Source organism: Pseudomonas neuropathica (assembly GCF_051174785.1).
GTDB classification, from domain to species: domain Bacteria; phylum Pseudomonadota; class Gammaproteobacteria; order Pseudomonadales; family Pseudomonadaceae; genus Aquipseudomonas; species Aquipseudomonas neuropathica_A.
Map to the genome: position 1 here is coordinate 2,800,723 of NZ_CP195111.1, position 20,653 is coordinate 2,821,375.

The window sequence follows — 20,653 nt, forward strand, 5'->3', positions numbered from 1 at the left end:
AGGTTTGTGGTTTAAATGGCCAGAGGCTTCATTGTCAAATTGAAGAGCTGAAAAGCGAAATAGCTGAGCAGAGTGAGGCAAGCAATGACTGAACACGTTCAAGTCGGTGGCCTGCAGGTCGCCAAAGTCCTGTTCGACTTCGTGAACAACGAAGCCATTCCCGGTACCGGCCTCACCGCCGACAAATTCTGGGAAGGTGCCGACAAGGTCATTCATGACCTGGCGCCGAAGAACAAAGCCCTACTCGCCAAACGCGATGACTTCCAGGCTCGTATCGATGCCTGGCACCAGGAACGCAACGGTCAGGCGCACGACGCCGTGGCCTATAAAGCCTTCCTGCAAGAAATCGGTTATCTGCTGCCAGAAGCGGCTGATTTCCAGGCAACGACGCAAAACGTCGATGATGAAATCGCCCGTACCGCCGGCCCGCAACTCGTTGTGCCGGTGATGAACGCCCGCTTCGCTCTCAATGCCTCGAACGCCCGCTGGGGTTCGCTGTATGACGCCCTCTACGGCAGCGACGCGATCAGCGAAGACGGTGGCGCGGAAAAGGGCAAAGGCTACAACAAGGTGCGTGGCGACAAAGTCATCGCCTTCGCCCGCGCGTTCCTCGATGAAGCCGCACCATTGGCCGCCGGCTCCCACGTCGATTCGACTGGCTACAAAATCGCTGACGGCAAATTGCTGGTCACCCTCAAGGGCGGCAGCAACACTGGCCTGCGCGATGATGCGCAACTGATCGGTTTCCAGGGCGACGCCAACGCGCCAATCGCCATTCTGCTGAAACACAACGGTCTGCACTTCGAAATCCAGGTCGATGCCAGCACCCCGGTCGGGCAGACCGACGCGGCCGGCGTCAAAGACATCCTGATGGAAGCGGCTCTGACCACCATCATGGACTGCGAAGACTCCGTGGCCGCCGTCGATGCCGACGACAAAGTGGTGATCTACCGCAACTGGCTCGGCCTGATGAAGGGCGACCTGGCGGAATCCGTGTCCAAGGGTGGCCAGACCTTCACCCGCACCATGAACCCGGATCGCACCTACACCGCGCCGAATGGCGGTGAAGTGACATTGCACGGCCGTTCGCTGTTGTTCGTGCGCAACGTCGGTCACCTGATGACCATCGACGCGATCCTCGACAGTCAAGGTAACGAAGTGCCGGAAGGCATCCTCGACGGTCTGGTCACTTGCCTCGCGGCGATGCACAACCTCAATGGCAACACCTCGCGCCGCAACACTCGCACCGGGTCCGTGTACATCGTTAAACCGAAGATGCACGGCCCGGAAGAAGCGGCGTTCACCAACGAGCTGTTCGGTCGCATCGAAGACGTGCTGGGCCTGAAACGCAACACGCTGAAAGTCGGCATCATGGACGAGGAGCGCCGTACCACGGTTAACCTCAAGGCCTGCATCAAGGCGGCCAGCGAGCGCGTGGTGTTCATCAACACCGGTTTCCTCGACCGCACCGGCGACGAAATCCACACCTCGATGGAAGCCGGCCCGGTTGTGCGCAAGGCTGATATGAAGGCTGAGAAGTGGATCGGCGCCTACGAAAACTGGAACGTCGATATCGGTCTGAGCACCGGCCTGCAAGGCCGCGCGCAAATCGGTAAAGGCATGTGGGCGATGCCCGACCTGATGGCCGCGATGCTTGAGCAGAAAATCGCGCACCCATTGGCCGGCGCCAACACCGCTTGGGTACCATCGCCGACTGCTGCTGCGCTGCACGCGCTGCACTACCACAAGGTCGACGTGTTCGCCCGCCAGGCCGAACTGGCCAAACGTGCCCGCGCTTCGGTGGACGATATCCTGACCATCCCGCTGGCGGTCAATCCGAACTGGACGCCAGAGCAAATCAAGAACGAACTGGACAACAACGCCCAGGGCATTCTCGGTTACGTGGTGCGCTGGATCGACCAGGGCGTTGGTTGCTCGAAAGTGCCGGACATCAACGACGTCGGCCTGATGGAAGACCGTGCCACGCTGCGTATCTCCAGCCAGCACATTGCCAACTGGCTGCGCCACGGCGTCGTCACCGAAGCGCAAGTGATGGAAAGCCTCAAGCGCATGGCGCCGGTGGTGGATCGTCAGAACGCCAACGATCCGCTGTACCGTCCGCTGGCACCGAACTTCGACAGCAACATCGCCTTCCAGGCGGCGGTCGAACTGGTGATCGAGGGCACCAAACAGCCGAACGGCTACACCGAGCCGGTGCTGCACCGTCGTCGTCGTGAGTTCAAAGCGGCTAACGGCCTGTAAATTTGCGTAGATATGAAAAAGCCCTGGTCGAGAGATCAGGGCTTTTTTGTTTGTGCGGTGTGGGCTGGTATTTGTGGTGAGCTTCAGATCCATCCCCCTCACCCCAGCCCTCTCCCCCAAGGGCTAGAGGGGGAAAAGGAGCAGATCTATATGCTTTTCAAAATCTGAGCTCGGCTCAGGAATTGCCAAAGGTAGAGGGGGCAAGGGAGCAGATCTATACGCTTTTCAAAATCTGAGCTCGGCTCAGGAATTGCCAAGGGTTGAGGGGAAAGGGAGCAGATATTGGTGCTTTTCAAAACCTGAGTTCGGCTCAGGAATTTCAAGTCGGTGTACCTTGCACATCCACCTCGGTCAGTCCCCTCTCCCCTTGGGAGAGGGTTAGGGTGAGGGGCTCTTAAGGTTCTATCCCCAATTCATGTTTCACCAGACCGAGCAACTTGTCCGTATCAATCGGCTTGAGCAGAAAATCCACCACGCTCAAATGCATCGCCGCAATTGCGTCTTTCACATCGGCATCACCCGAAACAATGATGATCGGCATCGCCGCTCGCACCGACTCACGCACCTGACGGATCAGATCCAGGCCATCGACATTGCCCATGCGCAGATCGGTGATGACCAGCCCGATCGAAGGTTTCTCCTCCAGCATCTTCAGCGCAGTCTCACCGCTGGCTGCGGTCATGCAGCGAATACCGTCCAACGCGAGAATCTCCGACAACAGCTCCCGGGCGTCCTTGTCGTCATCAACGATCAATACACGCTGAGGTGGCAGATCAGGTTCGAGCATGACTGCACTGAGCGCTTCTCGCTCCGCATCGCTCAAAATATCGTGGTCGGACATAGCGTTCTCTAAGTGTGCAAATCAATCACCTGGCAAGTGGTCAGACATCGCTGGGCAGAGCTTCAATGTGCACTTCGTCGGATTTTTTTCCAAGGGGGCAAACCAGGGAATTTCCGACTGTTTGCGTAGGGCATCTCCGAAACTGCGCCAATGGTGGCAAAACCTAGACTTACGTCCAATGGGCACCCTGCCCGCAGGGGTCGACCATGGCTGCAACGATCCGACAACAACAATTCGAAAAAGACTGCGGTAATGGTTATGAGTAAAGCGGACGCCTTCACCCAGGCAGGGAAAACCGCGGTATTGCAGAACATTCAGGGCACCCTGCAATTCCTTCAGCGCTTCCCGCCCTTCAATCAGATGGAACACGCCCACCTGGCTTATCTGGTGGAGCAATGTCAGCTGCGTTTCTACGGCCAGGGCGAGAGCATCATCAAACCCGCCGACGGCCCGGTCGAACATTTCTATATCGTCAAACAAGGTCGGGTGGTCGGCGAACGTCAGCACATCACCAAACCCGGCACCGAAACCACGTTTGAAATCACCACCGGCGAATGTTTTCCGCTAGCCGCGTTGCTCGGTGAACGCGCGACCCGCACTGAACATCTGGCCGGCGAGGACACTTTCTGCCTGCAACTGAACAAACTGGCGTTCATCAAGCTGTTCGCCCTCTCAAGCACTTTTCGCGACTTCGCCTTGCGCGGGGTCAGCAGCCTGCTCGATCAGGTCAATCAGCAGGTGCAGCAGAAAGCCGTGGAAACCCTCGGTACCCAATACTCGCTGAACACCCGACTGGGCGAACTGGCGATGCGGCACCCGGTGACGTGCAACCGCGACACGCCATTGCGTGAAGCGGTGAAGCTGATGCACGAGCAGCAGGTCGGCAGCATCGTCGCGGTGGATGAACACAAGGCCCCCCTGGGAATTTTCACCCTGCGCGATCTGCGCCACGTGGTGGCTGAAGGCATCGGCGAGTTCGGCGAAGCCATCGAGCGTCACATGACGCCTTCGCCCTTTTATCTTTCGCCGGATCACAGTGCTTTCGATGCGGCGATTGCCATGACCGAACGGCACATCGCCCACGTCTGTCTGGTCAAGGATCAGCGCCTGTGCGGCGTGGTCTCCGAGCGCGATCTGTTTTCGCTGCAACGGGTCGACCTGGTGCATCTGGCGCGAACGATTCGCAGCGCTCAGCGTATTGAACAACTGGTGAGCCTGCGTGGCGAGATCGGCCAACTGGTCGAACGCATGCTCGCCCATGGCGCGTCCTCGACGCAGATCACCCACATCATCACCTTGCTCAACGACCACACCGTGTGCCGAGTGATCGAACTGACCCTCGCCGAAAAAGGCGATCCCGGCGTGCCCTTCAGCTGGTTGTGTTTCGGCAGCGAAGGCCGCCGTGAGCAGACGCTGCACACCGATCAGGACAACGGCATTCTGTTCGACGCCCGCGATGCCGCGCATGCGGCGGAGATTCGCGGCAAGCTGCTGCCGATTGCCCAGCAGATCAACCAGAGTCTGGCGCTGTGCGGCTTCACCCTGTGCAAGGGCAACATCATGGCCGGCAACCCCGAGCTGTGTCTGTCACGGGCAGAATGGGCACGGCGCTTTGCAGCTTTTATTCGTGAGGCGACGCCGGAGAATCTGCTCGGGTCGAGCATTTATTTCGACTTGCGTGTGGTCTGGGGTGATGAACAAGGCTGTGAACAACTGCGCCGGGGCATTCTCGATCAGGTCGGCGACAACCGTTTGTTCCAGCGCATGATGGCCGAGAACGCCTTGCGCAATCGTCCGCCGGTGGGGCGTTTCCGCGAGTTTGTGCTGGCGCGCAAGAATGGCGAGAAAGCTACGCTGGATCTCAAGGTGCAGGGGCTGACGCCGTTCGTGGATGGCGCGCGATTGCTCGCGCTGGCCAACGGCATCGACGCCAATAACACCCTCGAACGCTTCCGTCAGTTGGTCGAGAAAGAAGTCATCGAGCGACTGGATGGCGCGGCGTATGAAGAGGCCTATCACTTCATTCAGCAGACGCGCATGCAACAGCATCAACTGCAGACCCGCGAGAACCTGCCGTACTCCAACCGTGTCGACCCGGACAGCCTCAATCACCTCGACCGGCGCATCCTGCGTGAATCGTTGCGTCAGGCCCAGCGCCTGCAAAGCAGCCTGACGTTGCGGTATCAGCTATGAGCCTGTTTTCGTGGCTGCGTCCGACGAGTGCGGTGGTGCCGGTGGATTTCCAGCAGCGTCTGGCGAAGCTGCCGGCGATCACCGAACTGCGCGAATGCACGTTGCGTGAACAGCGCTGGGTGGTGCTGGATCTGGAAACCACGGGACTCAACCTGAACAAGGATCGGGTGCTGTCGATTGGCGCGGTGGTGATCGAGGATGGCGCGATCGATTTCAGCCAGCAGTTCGAGCGCACGCTGCAATGTCGCGAACTGAAGCTCAGCCCCAGTGTGTTGATTCACGGATTGGGGCCGAGTGCGATTGCGGCGGGCAGTGAGCCGGCCGAGGCGTTGCTGGAGTTCATGGAGTTTGTCGGTGACAGCCCGGTGCTGGCGTTTCATGCGCCGTTCGATCAGCACATGCTGGGGCGCGCGTTGAAGGAGCATCTGGGGCACAAGTTGCAACAGGTGTTTCTGGATGTCGCCGACATTGCACCGCTGGTGTGTCCGCAAGCGAATATTCGTGAGGCCGGGCTGGATGAGTGGATCGAGTGGTTCAAGCTTGAGGTGTTCGAGCGGCACAACGCGAGTGCCGATGCGTTGGCGACGGCGGAACTGTGTTTGATTCTGTTCAGCCGGGCGCGGGGGCAGCAGATTCATAGTCCGTTGAATTTGCAGCAGCGGTTGAGTCAGTGGAAGCGGCGGCAGCAGGCGCCGTCGCTCTGAAGTTGAATCAAGTCCAAGATCCATCCCCCTCACCCCAGCCCTCTCCCGGAGGGAGAGGGGGCCTACCGAGGTGTCTCGGGTTTTCCATCGACCTGAGAAACCGAGTCGATTATGGATTCAGCAGAAATCTTTCACGTCGGCGTATTGCGTCAATATCCCCCCGATCGGTCCCCTCTCCCCCCGGGAGAGGGTGAGGGTCTGCCTTTAAACGCCCACCTGACCAGTGGCCAATTGCTAACCATTCCCACCTCTGCCACAATCGCGAACAATTCGCGTTAGTTAACATTTCCCAATCGGTGATGTCCGGTGTCGTCAGTCCAAAGCCCTAACAGTGAGCTCGTCGGTGCGATGTATCGCGACCATCGTGGTTGGCTGCTGGCATGGCTGCGGCGCAATGTGGCGTGTCCAGAGCGTGCCGAAGACCTGAGTCAGGACACCTTTGTACGCCTGCTCGGTCGCAACGAAATGCTGACACCGCGCGAGCCGCGCGCCTTTCTGGTGGCGATCGCCAAGGGTCTGCTGTTCGACTACTTCCGCCGCGCGGCGCTGGAGCAGGCCTACCTCACCGAGTTGATGCTGATCCCCGAAGGCGAGCAACCGTCGGTGGAAGAACAGCAAATGATCCTCGAAGACCTCAAAGCCATCGACCGCTTGCTCGGCAAACTGTCGACCAAGGCCCGCGCCGCTTTCCTTTATAACCGTCTCGACGGGCTCAGCCATGCCGAGATCGCCGACAAGCTCGGCGTTTCGGTGCCGCGCGTGCGCCAGTATCTGGCGCAAGGCATTCGTCAGTGCTACATCGCCCTGTACGGTGAGCCGACGTGAGCCCGGCCAGTTCCAGACCGGTGCCGGCCCATGTGCTGGACGCGGCGATTGCCTGGCAGTTGACCCTCGATTCGAGCAGCCCGCTGGAGCGCGAGGAGTTCGCCAAATGGCATGCGGCCCATGAAGAACATGCTCGCGCGTGGCAGCAACTGGGCATGCTCGATCAGCGTTTCAGCGTGGCCAAAGGTCCGGCCCGCAGTGCCTTGCTGCAGTCGCGCGAGGGTATTCGCCGACGGGTACGCAAGCTTGGCAGTGGGCTCGCCAGCGTGGCGCTGGTCATCGGTTTAGGTCTGTTCGCCAGCGAACGATTTCTGCCGCTGGACTATTGGCTCGCCGATCAGCGCACCGCGACGGGCGAACAGCGCACCGTGCGCCTGGCTGACGGCACTGTGCTGAATCTCAATACCCACAGTGCGGTGGACGTGCGTTTTGATGAAAAGCGCCGATTGATCGTCCTGCAGGAAGGCGAAATTCTCGTCGAAACCGGTCATGGCGATGCGCGTCCCTTCATCGTTGAGACCCGCGAAGGCAGCATGCGCGCCCTGGGTACGCGGTTTCTGGTCAAGCGTGAAGAAGCAGGCACGCGCCTGAGCGTGTTGCAGTCGGCGGTCGCGGCGCACCCGCAATCCAATCCTCAAGAGCAGATTCTCCATGAAGGCCAGCAAGTGCTGCTGCGCAGTGACGGGTTGGGCTCGATCGTCGCGCTCAATCCCGGCGCCGATGCCTGGACCCGCGGCATGTTGGTGGTGGATAACGCACGCCTGAGCGATCTGGTGCATGAACTGGGGCGTTATCGTCGCGGGCATCTGGGTGTGGCGCCGGACGTGGCGGATCTGCGGATTACCGGCAGCTTTCCGCTGCATGACACCGATAAGGCCTTGAGCGCATTGCTGCCGACCCTGCCGGTGCAGATCGAGCGGCATACGCCGTATTGGGTCACTGTCGCGAAGGCCGATATAAAGCCTGAGTAACAGGCCGGCAGAACCACCCCTTTCGCGAGCAGGCTCGCTCCCACAGGAGAATGCATTCCAAATGTGGGAGCGAGCCTGCTCGCGAAAGCGTCATCCGCCACAACACTATTTCCGGCTAATAAAAATTATTTTCATCCAGCCCTATCACTTTTCGAATTTCATCCGGCACACAGGCAATTGAGAAATATTTCCATTCAGGAGCCGCCGTATGTCCCGTTCGCTAGACACCTTGTTGCGCCCCAGTCTGCTGGCCGTCGCCATCGCGCTCAGCGCACCGCTGATCAGCAGTCCGTTGCTCGCCGCTGAACAAGCGTCCAGCGTGCGCGCCTACAATCTGCCGGCGGCGCCACTGTCGACCACGCTGAATCAGATCGCCAGCCAGGGCGGCATTGCGCTGTCGTTGAATCCGTCGCTGGCGGCTGGCAAAACCTCAGCGCCGGTCAACGGCCAGTACGACGCGGCGGGCGCCCTGCGTGCGGCACTGCGCGGCACCGGTCTGCAACTGGAACAAAGCAGCACCGGCACCTACACCCTGGTGGCCGTGCCTGAAGGAACGCTGGCCCTGCCGGAAACATCGGTTATCGGTGTGGAAAACTTCGAAAGCGCCTGGGGCCCGGCCGAAGGCTATACCGCGACTCGCACCGCCGCCGGCACCAAGACCGACACCGCACTGGTCGAAGCACCGCGCTCGATCTCCGTCGCGACTCGCCAGCAAATGGACGACCGCAGCGTGCACAGTCTCGACGACGCTGTGCGCTACATGCCAGGCATCACCGCCAGCAGCTACGGCAGCGACACCCGCGCCGACTGGCTGCGTGTGCGCGGCTTCGAACCGACCCAGTTCCTCGACGGCCTGCCACTGCCAAAAGGCGTGTACGCCAACCCGAAACAGGAAACCTGGAACCTCGACCGCCTCGCCCTGCTGCGCGGCCCGGCCTCCTCGGTTTACGGCCAGACCCCACCGGGCGGCCTGCTCGACATGGTCAGCCGTCGCCCAAGCGCTGAAGCCAGCAACGAAATCCAGCTGCAATACGGCAGCGACAACCACCGCCAGATCAACTTCGCCAGCACCGGCAAGATCGATGACGCCGGCCAGTTTCTCTATGGCCTCAGCGGTGTGGTGCGCGACAGCGGCACGCAGGTCGATCACGTCGACAACAAGCGCTACAACATCGCACCGAGCCTGACCTGGAACATCGACGACGACACCAAATTCACCCTGCTGAGCCAGTTCACCCGCGACGATACCGGCATCACCAGCCAGTTCCTGCCGGTGCAGGGCACTAAGATCAAGTCACCGTTCGGTGATATTTCCCACCACAAGAATCTGGGTGATCCGGACTGGGAATATTACGATCGCACCTACTACGCGCTGGGCTATGCCTTCGAACATCGTCTGAACGATGTCTGGCAGTTCAAGCAGAACCTGCGCTACACCAAGTCGGATCTGTCGTTCCAGTCGCTGACGCCGGGGTCGTACCCATTCACCGAGGTGGATGATCAAGGCAATGTCGGACGCACCAGCACCAGCGTCGAAGAAGACATCAGCCAGTTCGCCGTGGACAACAACTTCCAGGCCGACTTCGCCACCGGCGACATCCGCCACACCCTGCTGCTGGGCCTTGATCACCAGCGCAGCAACACCAACTACACCTCGATCTTCGGCTTTTCGGATACCACTCCGGGCACCAACGTGATCACCCCGATCTACGGCCAGCCGATCATTCGTCCAGCGCGTTCCACCGCGTTTTACGATTACGACCAGAAGACCTACCAGACCGGCCTGTACATCCAGGACCAGATGGCCCTCGACCAGTGGCGCCTGACCCTCGGCGGACGTGAAGACTGGGTGCACACCAGCACAAAGTTCATCAACAAGGGCGATGCCACCAACACTCAGCGCGACAAAGCGTTCAGCGGCAACGCAGCGCTCAGTTATGTCTTCGACAACGGTTTCGTGCCGTACCTGTCGTACGCCGAATCCTTCCAGCCAACGACGGGCGCCGACGCTACTTCGACCGGTTCGCTCAAGCCGACCGAAGGCAAGCAGTGGGAACTGGGCATCAAGTACCAGCCGCCGGGCAGCAAAACCCTGCTGACCGCCGCCGTGTATGACCTCACCCAGAAGAACGTTTCGGTCAACACCTTCGTCAACAACGTCTCGATCACCAGTCAGACCGGCGAAGTGAAAGTCAAAGGCCTGGAGCTGGAAGCGGTTTCCGACGTCACCGACAACCTGAAAGTCATCGCTGCCTACACCCTGGCCAAATCCGAAGTGCAGAATGGCGTCGACAAGGGCAATCGCCTGCAACTGATGCCGAACCAGCAAGCGTCGCTGTGGACCGATTACACCTGGCACGCCGGCGTCCTCGACGGCTTCGGCATTGGCGGTGGCGTGCGTTACACCGGCAACACTTACGGCGACAAGGCTAATACCTGGCTGGGCAAAGCGGACGCTTACACGGTGTTCGACGCTTCGGTGCATTACGACCTCGGTCGTCTGGACAACAGCCTCAAAGGCGCATCGCTGGCCGTCAACGCAACCAACCTGTTCGACAAGGAATACATTTCCACCTGCGACAGCTTCTACTGCTACTACGGCGACACGCGCAGCGTCGTCGCCAGCGCCACCTACAAGTGGTAAGCGCTTGAGCTGAAACAGGCCCTGTTACCTGGCCGTCCCCCGTGGACGGCTTTGGTGTTTTTGAAGGTCATGAAATGAAAAGTAAAACAATCCGCCGCTGGTCGTTCGTGCATACCTGGACCAGCCTGGTCTGCACCGTGTTTTTGCTGATGCTGGCACTGACCGGTTTGCCGTTGATTTTCAGCCATGAAATCGACCACCTCCTCGGTAACGCCCCGGAACTGCGTGAGATGCCGGCCGACACGCCGCAGCTCAATCTGCAGCAACTGGTGGATGCCGCGCAGAAACATCGGCCGGGCGAAGTCATGCAGTATTTCGGCTATGACGATGAAGACCCGAACGCGGCGTTCGCGATCATGGCAAAAACCGCCGGCACCGAACCGAACTCCTCGCACACCTTCATGCTTGATGCACGCACCGGTGAAGCGCTGGAAACCCCGTCGGCCAACGGCGGTGTGATGCTGTTTATCCTGCGCCTGCACGTCGACATGTTCGCCGGGCTGCCGGGCAAGTTGCTGCTGGCGTTCATGGGGCTACTGTTTGTCGTAGCGATCGTGTCCGGGACGGTGTTGTACCTGCCGTTCATGCGTCGCCTGAAATTCGGCACGGTGCGTCAGGACAAATCCACAAGGTTGCGCTGGCTCGACCTGCATAACCTGATCGGTGTTGTCACCTTGACCTGGGCGCTGGTGGTCGGCGTGACCGGCGTGATCAGCGCCTGCGCCGACTTGTTGATTGCGGCCTGGCGCAACGATGCATTGACTGCGCTGATCGAACCTTACCGCGATGCGCCACCGCTGACCCACCTGGCGCCAGCCACGCGTTTGCTCGATATCGCTGGCGAAGTGGCACCGGACATGAAGCCGGATTTCATCGCCTTCCCCGGCACGCGGTTTTCCAGCGAACACCATTATTCGGTGTTCATGAAGGGCGGCACGCATTTGACTTCACACCTGCTGACACCGGTGCTGATCGATGCCACCACCCTGAAGGTCACCGCTGTGGCCGAACGGCCGTGGTACATGGACGCCATGGGCATGTCGCAACCACTGCACTTCGGTGACTACGGCGGCATGCCGATGAAAATCCTCTGGGCCACGCTGGATGTGCTGACCATCATTGTGCTCGGCAGTGGCATGTATCTGTGGGTGGTGCGGCGCAAAGCGGCCAAGCCTGTAGCGGAAACGGTGGAGGCCTCTGCATGAAGCCGCGTCAGTCGAATTTCTGGAAAGTGTTCAGCACGCCGATCGTGATTGCGCTGCTGAGTGCAGCGGGGTTGTTTGCGGCGTTGCTTGGAGATGGGATTTGGGATGCGTTGAGCTGGATCGGGCTGGGTGTCCCGGCATTTCTGGCGATCAGGGGATTGTTGCTGCGCGGGTGAAGTCTGCGCTGCCTGACATGGCCCCTTCGCGAGCAAGCTCGCTCCCACAGGGGAACGCATTCCAAATGTGGGAGCGAGCTTGCTCGCGAAGGCGGCAATAAATACACCATCAATTCCTCGCCAGCATCGCCGCATCTGGCTAGGCTAACCTCCTGCTCTCGACGATCACCGAGGTTTGCCAATGTCCGCCCCCAGCATGACCCTGTACCACAACACGCTCTCCCCGTTCGTGCGCAAAGTAATGGTGTTGTTGCACGAAACCGGCCAGCAGGATCGTGTCGCCTTGCAAGACTGCGTGCTCAGCCCGGTCAGCCCGAGTGCCGAGCTCAATGCCGACAACCCGCTGGGCAAGATCCCCGCCCTGCGTCTGGCCGACGGCAATGTCATCCATGACAGCCGCGTCATTCTCGAATACCTCGACCAGCAGCACGTCGGCAATCCGCTGATTCCGCGTGAAGGTGCGGCCCGCTGGCGGCGTCTGACCCTGGCCTCGATGGCTGACGGGATCATGGATGCGTCGGTGATGGTGCGTTATGAAATGGTCCTGCGTGCTCCGGAAAAACATTGGGACGAATGGCTCGAAGCGCAGCGCGACAAGATCCGCCGCGCCCTCGCTGTGCTGGAAAAAGATGCCATTGCCGAGCTGACCAGCCATTTCGATGTGGCCGCCATCAGCGTGGCCTGTGCGTTGGGTTATCTCGATTTGCGCTTCCCTGACCTGGGCTGGCGTGACGCCAATCCGCAATTGGCTAACTGGTTCTTTGACGTGAGTCAGCGACCGTCCATGATCGCCACGATGCCCAAGCCTTAAATCGGCGGCGCCTGTTCCGGCCTCTTCGCGAGCAAGCTCGCTCCCACAGTTGTATTGTGTTGTTCATGCCATGGATGCAACGACATAAATTCAATGTGGGAGCGAGCCTGCTCGCGAATGCACCACCTCGGTTCCGGCGGCAGCGCTGCAAAAATCAGTGTCAGCAAAACCTCTACCTCCCGCTGGTCTTCACGCAACCCGCTCATTGCATCGCCCCCACATCAAACTCCAACGGCTTGCCCGGCTTCTGCCCAATCCCGTACCAATCCAGTTTGCGCGTCAGCACCATGAACACACCGAGCAGACCGAACAGCAGCAATGAACCCATCAACAACGCGTAATCCTCAGCACTCAACAAGCCATAGAGCAGGCCATACAACGCCGCCAGCCCCGCCGAAAAGCTCAAACCATGACGCACACTGCGCAGCACATGGCAGACATAAAACCCGATCAACAACACACAAGCACTGGCCGACAACAGATACGCCGGGGCAAAACCGATGTGCTCCGACAGCGACAGCAGCAACAGATAAAAGAACGCCAGCGCCACACCGACCAGTGCGTATTGCACCGGGTGCACCGCCAGGCTCTTGAGCACTTCGAAGAGGAAGAAACCAGCGAACGTCAGGACGATGAACAGCAGCGCATATTTGATCGCCCGGTCACTCTTCAGATATTGATCCACCGGGTCGATGAAGCTCACACCGAAGCTGCGACTGTTGAACACCTCGCAATCATTGCTGCTCACGCAACGGCTCATGGCATCTTGCAGGTTGGTGGAGAAAAACGTGGTCTGCCAATCGGCGCTGAAACCCTGATCGTTGATTTCACGCTTGGCCGGCAGGAAGTTGCCGACAAAACTCGGGTGTGGCCAGTTGGCGGTGAGGCTGACGCTGCTGCTCTTGCCCACTGGCAGCACTTGCAACGAACCGGTGCCCTGCAGACGCAGGTCGAAGCCGAAGCTCAGCTCCGTGGTTTTGCTGGTGTCGAGCAGCGGCAGCGTGACCCGCACGCCTTCACCGAGCCAACCGACTTGCGTACCAGGGACGAAGTCCAGACGCTGGCCGTCGAGTTCCAGTTTCAGGGCATTTTCGATGCCGCGAATGTCGCTGATACCGACGGCGAGAAACGGTGCATCGAACTGGTAATCGCTGAAGTCTTCCTTGATGCCCAACTGTGCAGGCAATGAGAAATGGCCATCGATGCGGTTGTCGGCGTGGAACAGCCGCGCTTCATAAATGCCCCGCGCACGCAGCTCGGTTTGCACCTGACCATCGAGTTCGAAACGCTCCGGCAGGAAGTGCAAACGACCACGCTCTTCGCTCGGTTCGTCGTAGCGCTGGTTGGTCTTGTCGTTGGTTTTCCAGTTGTGAATCACTTTGCGATACGGCACCACCATCACTGGGCCGCTCAGTTGCTGGCTGTAGCTGGAACTGCGGGCGATGTCTTCGAGCACGCCGTCACGCAACTGTTGGCGCTCGTCGATGACGCCGTCGATCATCAGCAGCGGGATCAATAACAGCAGGATCAGCAGAGCGATGGCGCCGAGCTTGATCGTCAGATTCTTGTTCATGGGACTCTCCCTGTTTGGATGGGCAGAGTCTGCTGGTGCTGTATGAGGGGAATGTGGGGGGAATATGGAGATTGTGTGGAAAGATCAAAAGATCGCAGCCTTCGGCAGCTCCTACAGGTGTACACAATCCAATGTAGGAGCTGCCGAAGGCTGCGATCTTTTGACGGTATCAAGGCAAGCGCAATATCACTTCAACACCGTTTTCGACATTGCGAATCTGCATCGACCCACCATGCAACTTGACCACCTCTTCAACGAAGTTAAGCCCCAACCCCGTACTTTTGCGCCCACTGTCCGGACGCGGCAATGAGTAAAAACGCTCGGTCAGACGCGGCAAAGCGTAATCGGGAATCGGCGCGGTTTCATTGAACAACCGCAACTCAATCTGCTCGCCAACACGCTCGGCACTGAAGCGCAACACCCCCTGTGACGGGGTGAAATCCAGCGCATTCTCCAGCAGATTGCCCAGCGCCTGACGCAGCAGAAACGGCTCGCCGATCAACAGAAGATCAGCCGCAATCGCCTGTTCGATGCGCAACTGCTTGCCTTCAATCCGCGCCGCCTGCCCCTGCAACAATTGATCAACCAGCGCCGCCAACGGCACAGCGACCCGCTCTTCCAGTCCCTGACGTTGCTCGACCTGAGCCAGATTCAACAACCGCTCGATCAACTGCTGCATCCGCGCACTTTCGCTGTCGATGTTGCCGACAAAGCGCAGTCGCTGAACCGATGGCATCTCCCCTTGCAGCAACTCCGCCGCGCCACGAATCGCCGCCAGCGGACTTTTCAATTCATGGGTCAACGTATGCACGTAGCGCTCAACGTACGCCTTGCCCTCCAGCTGTGTGCGCATCTGCTCGACCGCTGTGGCCAGTTGCTCCAGCTCACCGCCACGGTAATGTGGCACTTCCACCCGCCGGCCCTCACTCACTGCTTGGGCATAACCGGTCAGACGGTGCAGCGCGCGGCTCAGCCACCACGACAGCAAGGCACCGAACAACAGACCGAGACCGATCAAACCCGCACCGTAAAACAGCAAGCGCCGCTCGGTGCGATCAATATAAGGCTGCAAGGAGCTGTTGGGCTTGGCCACGGTGACCACGCCGATGATTTTGCCGTTATCGCGGATCGGCGCGCCGACGTGCATCACCGACGAACTCGCGTCATTCGCATCGCTGCGGCTCGAACGCGCGCCGTATTCACCGCGCAGGGTCAGGTAAACGTCGTTCCAGCGCGAATAATCCTGACCGACCGCAACACCACTGGAATCGAGCACGACGATGCCTTTGGCGTCAGTCACGTAGATGCGGTGGTTGACCTGATTTTTCGGCAAGCCCCAAATGCTCGCTTGCGGCTGACGCTCGCCATAAGCACGCAGCAACTGGGGCCAGCGGTTCTCACTGAGGGTGCCAGCCTTGAAATCGTCCCGCAGGATTTCTGCCATCAGGTTGGCGGTATCGACCAGGGTTTCTTCGGTGGACTGGCGCACGCCGGGGCGGATTTCTTCCATCACCGTGTTGAGCACGAAATAGCCGGTGAGGCCGACAAACAGCACATACACCAGAAAGATCCGCAGCCCCAGCGACATCAGCTGTGCCCCGGGCTGTAGCTGTAACCGAGGCCGCGATGGGTCTGGATCGGCTCGGCGTCGGCACGCACCAGACGCAGTTTGGCGCGCACGCTTTTGATGTGGCTGTCGATGCTGCGCTCGTAACCGGCGTCGGCCGCCACGCCCAGCGCATCGAGCAATTGCTCGCGGCTGAACACCCGCTCGGGTTGTTCGAGCAGGCATTGCAACAGGCGGAATTCGTGGCGGGTCAGGCTTAAGGTCTGGCCGCGATAAATGATTTGAATGCGTTCCGGATCAATACGAAACAGCGCCGACGTGGCTTCAATTATCGGGCGCGGTGCCATGCGTTTGAGGATGGCCTTCACTCGCGCGGCGACTTCACGCGGGCTGAACGGCTTGACCACATAATCGTCGGCACCAATTTCCAGCCCCACCACGCGATCAATCTCGGCATCGCGGGCGCTGAGAAACAGCACCGGCACTTCGCTGAAACGTCGCAGCTGTTTGCAGGTTTCGAAACCGCTGATGTCCGGCAGGCCAATGTCGAGGATGATCAGATCGGCCGGCGTCTGCCGCTGATGCTCCAGCGCCGCCGCGCCGAGGCTCAGCCACGTCGTGCTAAAGCCCTCGCCTTGCAGGGCGAAAATCAGCGTGTCGGCAATCGCCGCTTCGTCTTCGACAATCAGGATATGAGGCATGGCGTCCGAGCCCGTGGGTTAAGTGCGCGAACGGTGCCCCAAGCCTGACGTTACGTCAATGAGACCACTTAGCAGTCCGGCTTGTCGGCGGTGAACCGCCGCGCCGGATTCACTGCCGCACCGAACTCGCGCAAGGCCTTGGCACCGATCAACAGTGGATAGTTGAAGTTGCTGCGGTCGGTCAGGTTGACCTCGACGGTACGCTTGACGTTGCCCAGGCACAGCTCCAGATCGACCACCGGGCGTTTGGCGACTTCGGTGCTTTCGCCCTCATCCTCTTCGTCCGAGCGGCTTTTGATCTTGCTGATCCGCGCGACCTTGTGTTCGTAGACCTTGTTGCTGGCGTCCTTGGTGCCGAGGCGGAACCGTACCCATTCATCGCCATCGCGGGTGAAGGTTTCGATGTCCTTGGCCGACAGCGAGGCGGTCAGCGCGCCGGTGTCCATCTTGGCCTTGAGCACTTCACCGCCGATTTCCGGCAGCGCGATGTATTCGTAGCGCCCGTACAGGGTCGGCTCGGCGGCCATGACCGGCAGGGCGACGAGGGCAAACAGTGCAAGGAGAGATTTCACGTAAGGGGCTTCCTTGAGAGGTTGGGCAACGGGATTTTAGACCGTTGCGCGCTTGATCGTTCCCACGCTCTGCGTGGGCATGCATCCAGTGACGCTCTGCGTCACAGGGACGCGGAGCGTCCCGGGCGGCGTTACCACGCAGAGCGTGGGAACGATCAGGTTAACGCGACTGAAGTGAAACATTCGTCACCGCCGATTTGGCCTGTCGCGCGAAGCTGCTTATCATGGCGCGCCCATCCGTTTGCAAAGAGTTGCTTATGCGCCGCCTGCTCACCGGCTGTTTCGTCACCCTGCTGCTGTTGCTCAACACCCTGATCCTGATCGGGCCGTTGCTGGTGTTTGCCCTGCTCAAACTGGTCGCTCCCGGCCGCTGGCGCGACTACGCATCGGGAGCGGTGATGTGGATCGCCGAGACCTGGGCCGAGATCGACAAGCTGATTTTCCGCCTGTGCATCCCCACCCAATGGGACATTCGCGGCGGCGAGAATCTGCGCGGCGACACCTCGTATCTGGTGGTCAGCAACCACCAGTCTTGGGTCGATATTCCGGCGTTGATCCAGACCCTCAACCGGCGCACGCCGTTCTTCAAATTCTTCCTCAAGAAAGAACTGATCTGGGTACCGTTTCTGGGGCTGGCGTGGTGGGCGCTGGATTACCCGTTCATGAAGCGCTACACCAAGGCTTTTCTGGCGAAGAATCCGGAACTGGCAGGCAAGGATCTGGAAATCACCAAACAGGCCTGCGAGCTGTTCAAGCGTCAGCCGGTGACCGTGGTGAATTATCTGGAAGGCACGCGCTACACCGCCGCGAAAAGCGCACAGCAGCAATCACCGTTCAAGCACTTGCTCAAGCCCAAGGCCGGTGGCGTGGCGTTTGTGTTGGCGGCAATGGGTGAACAGCTGGATGCGATTCTCGATGTCACCGTGGTTTATCCACAGGCGAACATTCCGGGTTTCTGGGATCTGATCAGCGGCAACGTGCCGCGCGTGATCATCGACATCAAGACCCGCGAACTCGACCCGGCGCTGTGGCAGGGCGATTACGAGAATGATCCGGCGTTTCGCCAGACAGTCCAGAGCTGGGTCAACCAGCTCTGGAGAGAGAAGGATCAGCGCATCGCCGAACTGCGCGGCGAGCGCGGCTGAATCAGCTACCGGTGCCGGTGCCCCAGATGCTGCCCAGGCTGCTCAACAGCGAACCGCCTACACCCTGCTGACCGAGATACTGCAGCAGCACCGGAGCAAACTGGCCGATCATGCCGCTGTCCATGCCCAGTGCGCTGAAGGCGTTGTTCAGGTCGTTGGTGTCTTTCACATTGCCCAGCGCATTCTCAAGCCCAGCGGACTTGCCGGACGAACCGAGCAAGGCGCCCAGCGCCGCCAGATTGCCGCTGCCACCGGACAACTTATCGATGCCCGGCACTTCCTTGGCTAACTGCGAATAATCGGTACTGCTCAATTGATTCTTGGCCAGCCCGAGCATCGCACTGGTGCCGCCAACGGCTTGCTCCGGCGTGACATCCAGCGCACTGAGAGCACTGAGCAAACCGGCGGTTTCCGAGGTCGGCGCCGCAGCGGCCGCCTTGTCACCGCCCTGCATCCCCGAAACCGCACCAGCGACGTCGTTGAGACTGAAACCGGCAAACACCGGCCCGGCGGCCAGGGTCAGGAGCGATGCCAAGGCAAAACCGCGTGAAATCTTCATTCAGACATCCTCTTGCGCTGTAAAAACCACCCAATGAGTGGGCAGTGAAACTGCCGGTTTGACCGGGTATCCGCCGGCATGTTCCGGCGCGGCGCATCCATTTTCATCCGGCCTGCGTGTATAAAACGTGAAATCCTGGACACCCTCACGATGAATGGCACAACCGCTGTCGCTGAACTAGCCTGTGAACATTCCGAGCCCAGCCCTCGTCGCCCGGCCTTTGCCTGGAGTTGAACGAGGCGCAGAAAGCCTTGATCGGTAAACCGATTGCGCTGGCGGTAAGTCTTGAGCCTAAAGGTGGTTCACCGACCGGGCAGCCGACGGGGCCGGTTCTGTATCAGGGGGTCTTGGCGGCGCTGTAAAGCAAAGCCCCTCACCCTAGCCCTCTCCCAGAGGTAGAGGGGACTGACCGTGGGATATTGACGTAATACGCCGACGTGAAAGACTTGCGTTGAATCCATAGTCGACTCGATCTTTCAGGTCGATGTACGACGCGAGACACCTCGGTCGGCCCCCTCTCCCTCAGGGAGAGGGCTGGGCGGGCGGCGTTCCGATGAGGGTCGCTTTTGACCTTGCCTTCCAACAAAAAACGGCGACCCTGAGGTCGCCGTTTTGTATTGCGCTTAAGCCTTACGCCGCACTGAACAATTTATGCGGATCAATCACAAACTTCTTCGGCACGCCCGCATCGAACTCGCCGTAACCTTCCGGCGCCTGATCGAGGCTGATCACCTGCACGCCCACCACTTCGGCGATATTGATGCGATCCCACATGATCGCCTGCATCAGTTGGCGGTTGTACTTCATCACCGGGGTCTGGCCGGTGTGGAAGCTGTGCGACTTGGCCCAGCCCAGACCGAAGCGAATGCTCAGGCTGCCCATTTTCGCGGCGGCGTCCACGGCACCTGGATCTTCGGTGACGTACAGGCCGGGGATACCAATCTTGCCGGCAACGCGAACCACGCCCATCAGTGAGTTGAGCACCGTAGCCGGAGCCTCGGCTTTGACGCCGTCGTGGCCGTGGCCGCGTGCTTCGAAACCGACGCAGTCCACTGCGCAATCCACTTCCGGTTCGCCCAGCAGTGCGGCGATCTGTTCGTGCAGAGGGGTGTCCTTGGACAGGTCGACCACTTCAAAACCCTGCGCCTTGGCATGAGCCAGGCGGATGGTGTTGACGTCGCCGACGATCACCACCGCCGCACCGAGCAGACGCGCGGACGCAGCGGCCGCCAGACCGACCGGGCCGGCGCCGGCGATGTAAACCGAGCTGCCCGGGCCAACGCCCGCCGTCACCGCGCCGTGATAACCGGTCGGGAGAATGTCGGAGAGGCAGGTCAGGTCGCGGATTTTCTCCATGGCCTTGTCGCGATCCGGCAGTTTCAGCAGGTTGAAATCGGCGTACGGCACCAGCACGTACTCAGCCTGGCCACCGGTCCAGTCGCCCATGTCGACATAACCGTAAGCACCGCCGGCACGGGCGGGGTTAACGGTCAGGCAGACGCCTGTGTGTTGCTCTTTGCAGGAGCGGCAGCGCCCGCACGCCACGTTGAACGGTACGGAAACCAGATCACCGATTTTCAGGTTTTCGACGTCGGAGCCTTTTTCGATCACCTCGCCGGTGATCTCGTGGCCCAGCACCAGACCGGTCTGCGCCGTGGTACGGCCGCGCACCATGTGCTGGTCGGAGCCGCAGATATTGGTGGAAACCACTTTGAGAATGACCCCGTGCTCAATCTTGCGACCGCGCGGGTCCTGCATTTTCGGATAGTCGATTTTCTGTACTTCGACCTTGCCAGCGCCGAGATACACCACACCACGATTGCCAGACATGCTTTCACCTCGCTGTTGTTTTTATGGAACTGCGTTGCCCAGGCAGGCAGCGCGTTGAATGCTCGGGTACAGAT

17 protein-coding genes and 1 pseudogene are annotated in these 20,653 nt (G+C 60.0%); 11 read left to right on the plus strand and 7 right to left on the minus strand.

The annotated features are described in order from the left end of the window. Positions 1-84 precede the first annotated feature (84 nt). Positions 85-2,262 carry a malate synthase G gene (locus tag ACRRSD_RS12755; RefSeq protein ID WP_435038256.1) on the plus strand — a complete coding sequence of 726 codons (2,178 nt, stop codon included), beginning with the start codon at positions 85-87 and terminating at the stop codon, positions 2,260-2,262. Between the two features lie 394 nt (positions 2,263-2,656). Here the strand turns inward: ACRRSD_RS12755 and ACRRSD_RS12760 are convergent, their stop codons facing one another. Next, complete coding sequence (locus ACRRSD_RS12760) at positions 2,657-3,103, minus strand: response regulator (protein ID WP_435038257.1); 447 nt, start codon at positions 3,101-3,103, stop codon at positions 2,657-2,659. 258 nt (positions 3,104-3,361) lie between these two features. Between ACRRSD_RS12760 and ACRRSD_RS12765 the strand changes: the two genes are divergently transcribed. The 8 genes from ACRRSD_RS12765 to ACRRSD_RS12800 all read left to right on the plus strand — a co-directional run bounded on the left by ACRRSD_RS12765 (position 3,362) and on the right by ACRRSD_RS12800 (position 12,632). Then, the gene (locus ACRRSD_RS12765; protein ID WP_435038258.1) at positions 3,362-5,296 is read left to right on the plus strand and encodes a putative nucleotidyltransferase substrate binding domain-containing protein; all 1,935 of its coding nucleotides are present in this window, start codon (positions 3,362-3,364) and stop codon (positions 5,294-5,296) included. After that, positions 5,293-6,000, plus strand: a complete 708-nt coding sequence (locus ACRRSD_RS12770) for a 3'-5' exonuclease (RefSeq protein WP_435038259.1) — start codon at positions 5,293-5,295, stop codon at positions 5,998-6,000. Before ACRRSD_RS12765 ends, ACRRSD_RS12770 begins: the two co-directional genes overlap by 4 nt. A 348-nt stretch (positions 6,001-6,348) precedes the next feature. Beyond that, positions 6,349-6,825 (plus strand): RNA polymerase sigma factor, encoded by a 477-nt coding sequence (locus ACRRSD_RS12775; RefSeq protein ID WP_007910013.1) that lies wholly within the window; start codon positions 6,349-6,351, stop codon positions 6,823-6,825. After that, positions 6,822-7,796 carry a FecR domain-containing protein gene (locus tag ACRRSD_RS12780; protein WP_435038260.1) on the plus strand — a complete coding sequence of 325 codons (975 nt, stop codon included), beginning with the start codon at positions 6,822-6,824 and terminating at the stop codon, positions 7,794-7,796. The genes ACRRSD_RS12775 and ACRRSD_RS12780 overlap by 4 nt, the downstream gene beginning before the upstream one ends. Before the next feature lie 208 nt (positions 7,797-8,004). Then, positions 8,005-10,440 carry a TonB-dependent siderophore receptor gene (locus ACRRSD_RS12785; protein ID WP_435038261.1) on the plus strand — a complete coding sequence of 812 codons (2,436 nt, stop codon included), beginning with the start codon at positions 8,005-8,007 and terminating at the stop codon, positions 10,438-10,440. Positions 10,441-10,514: 74 nt separating this feature from the next. After that, complete coding sequence (locus ACRRSD_RS12790; RefSeq protein ID WP_435038262.1) at positions 10,515-11,645, plus strand: PepSY-associated TM helix domain-containing protein; 1,131 nt, start codon at positions 10,515-10,517, stop codon at positions 11,643-11,645. Further along, the gene (locus ACRRSD_RS12795) at positions 11,642-11,821 is read left to right on the plus strand and encodes a hypothetical protein (RefSeq protein WP_435038263.1); all 180 of its coding nucleotides are present in this window, start codon (positions 11,642-11,644) and stop codon (positions 11,819-11,821) included. Before ACRRSD_RS12790 ends, ACRRSD_RS12795 begins: the two co-directional genes overlap by 4 nt. A gap of 181 nt (positions 11,822-12,002) precedes the next feature. After that, on the plus strand, positions 12,003-12,632 hold the full coding sequence (locus ACRRSD_RS12800) for a glutathione S-transferase (RefSeq protein ID WP_435038264.1): 630 nt from the start codon (positions 12,003-12,005) through the stop codon (positions 12,630-12,632). Positions 12,633-12,834: 202 nt separating this feature from the next. Here the strand turns inward: ACRRSD_RS12800 and creD are convergent, their stop codons facing one another. From creD to ACRRSD_RS12820, 4 genes are all read right to left on the minus strand, one after another. Next, positions 12,835-14,205, minus strand: coding sequence for a cell envelope integrity protein CreD (creD, locus tag ACRRSD_RS12805; protein ID WP_435038265.1), 1,371 nt, complete (start codon positions 14,203-14,205; stop codon positions 12,835-12,837). A gap of 169 nt (positions 14,206-14,374) precedes the next feature. Further along, positions 14,375-15,793 (minus strand): two-component system sensor histidine kinase CreC, encoded by a 1,419-nt coding sequence (gene creC, locus ACRRSD_RS12810; protein ID WP_435038266.1) that lies wholly within the window; start codon positions 15,791-15,793, stop codon positions 14,375-14,377. After that, on the minus strand, positions 15,793-16,473 hold the full coding sequence (gene creB / locus ACRRSD_RS12815) for a two-component system response regulator CreB (protein WP_435038267.1): 681 nt from the start codon (positions 16,471-16,473) through the stop codon (positions 15,793-15,795). Before creB ends, creC begins: the two co-directional genes overlap by 1 nt. A 68-nt stretch (positions 16,474-16,541) precedes the next feature. Next, on the minus strand, positions 16,542-17,045 hold the full coding sequence (locus tag ACRRSD_RS12820; RefSeq protein WP_007909997.1) for an ATP-dependent zinc protease family protein: 504 nt from the start codon (positions 17,043-17,045) through the stop codon (positions 16,542-16,544). A gap of 257 nt (positions 17,046-17,302) precedes the next feature. Between ACRRSD_RS12820 and ACRRSD_RS12825 the strand changes: the two genes are divergently transcribed. Beyond that, the gene (locus tag ACRRSD_RS12825) at positions 17,303-18,190 is read left to right on the plus strand and encodes an acyltransferase (RefSeq protein WP_435038268.1); all 888 of its coding nucleotides are present in this window, start codon (positions 17,303-17,305) and stop codon (positions 18,188-18,190) included. A 1-nt stretch (position 18,191) separates the two neighbouring features. Here ACRRSD_RS12825 and ACRRSD_RS12830 read toward each other — a convergent pair whose 3' ends face one another. Next, on the minus strand, positions 18,192-18,749 hold the full coding sequence (locus tag ACRRSD_RS12830) for a DUF2780 domain-containing protein (protein WP_122599255.1): 558 nt from the start codon (positions 18,747-18,749) through the stop codon (positions 18,192-18,194). A 224-nt stretch (positions 18,750-18,973) separates the two neighbouring features. On the opposite strand from ACRRSD_RS12830, the pseudogene ACRRSD_RS12835 reads away from it, so the two are divergent. Next, positions 18,974-19,111 (plus strand): annotated as a pseudogene (locus ACRRSD_RS12835) (anti-sigma factor); the annotation flags it as partial. A 268-nt stretch (positions 19,112-19,379) separates the two neighbouring features. On the opposite strand, the gene fdhA reads toward ACRRSD_RS12835, so the two are convergent. Then, the gene (fdhA, locus tag ACRRSD_RS12840) at positions 19,380-20,579 is read right to left on the minus strand and encodes a formaldehyde dehydrogenase, glutathione-independent (RefSeq protein ID WP_016772834.1); all 1,200 of its coding nucleotides are present in this window, start codon (positions 20,577-20,579) and stop codon (positions 19,380-19,382) included. Positions 20,580-20,653 lie beyond the last annotated feature (74 nt).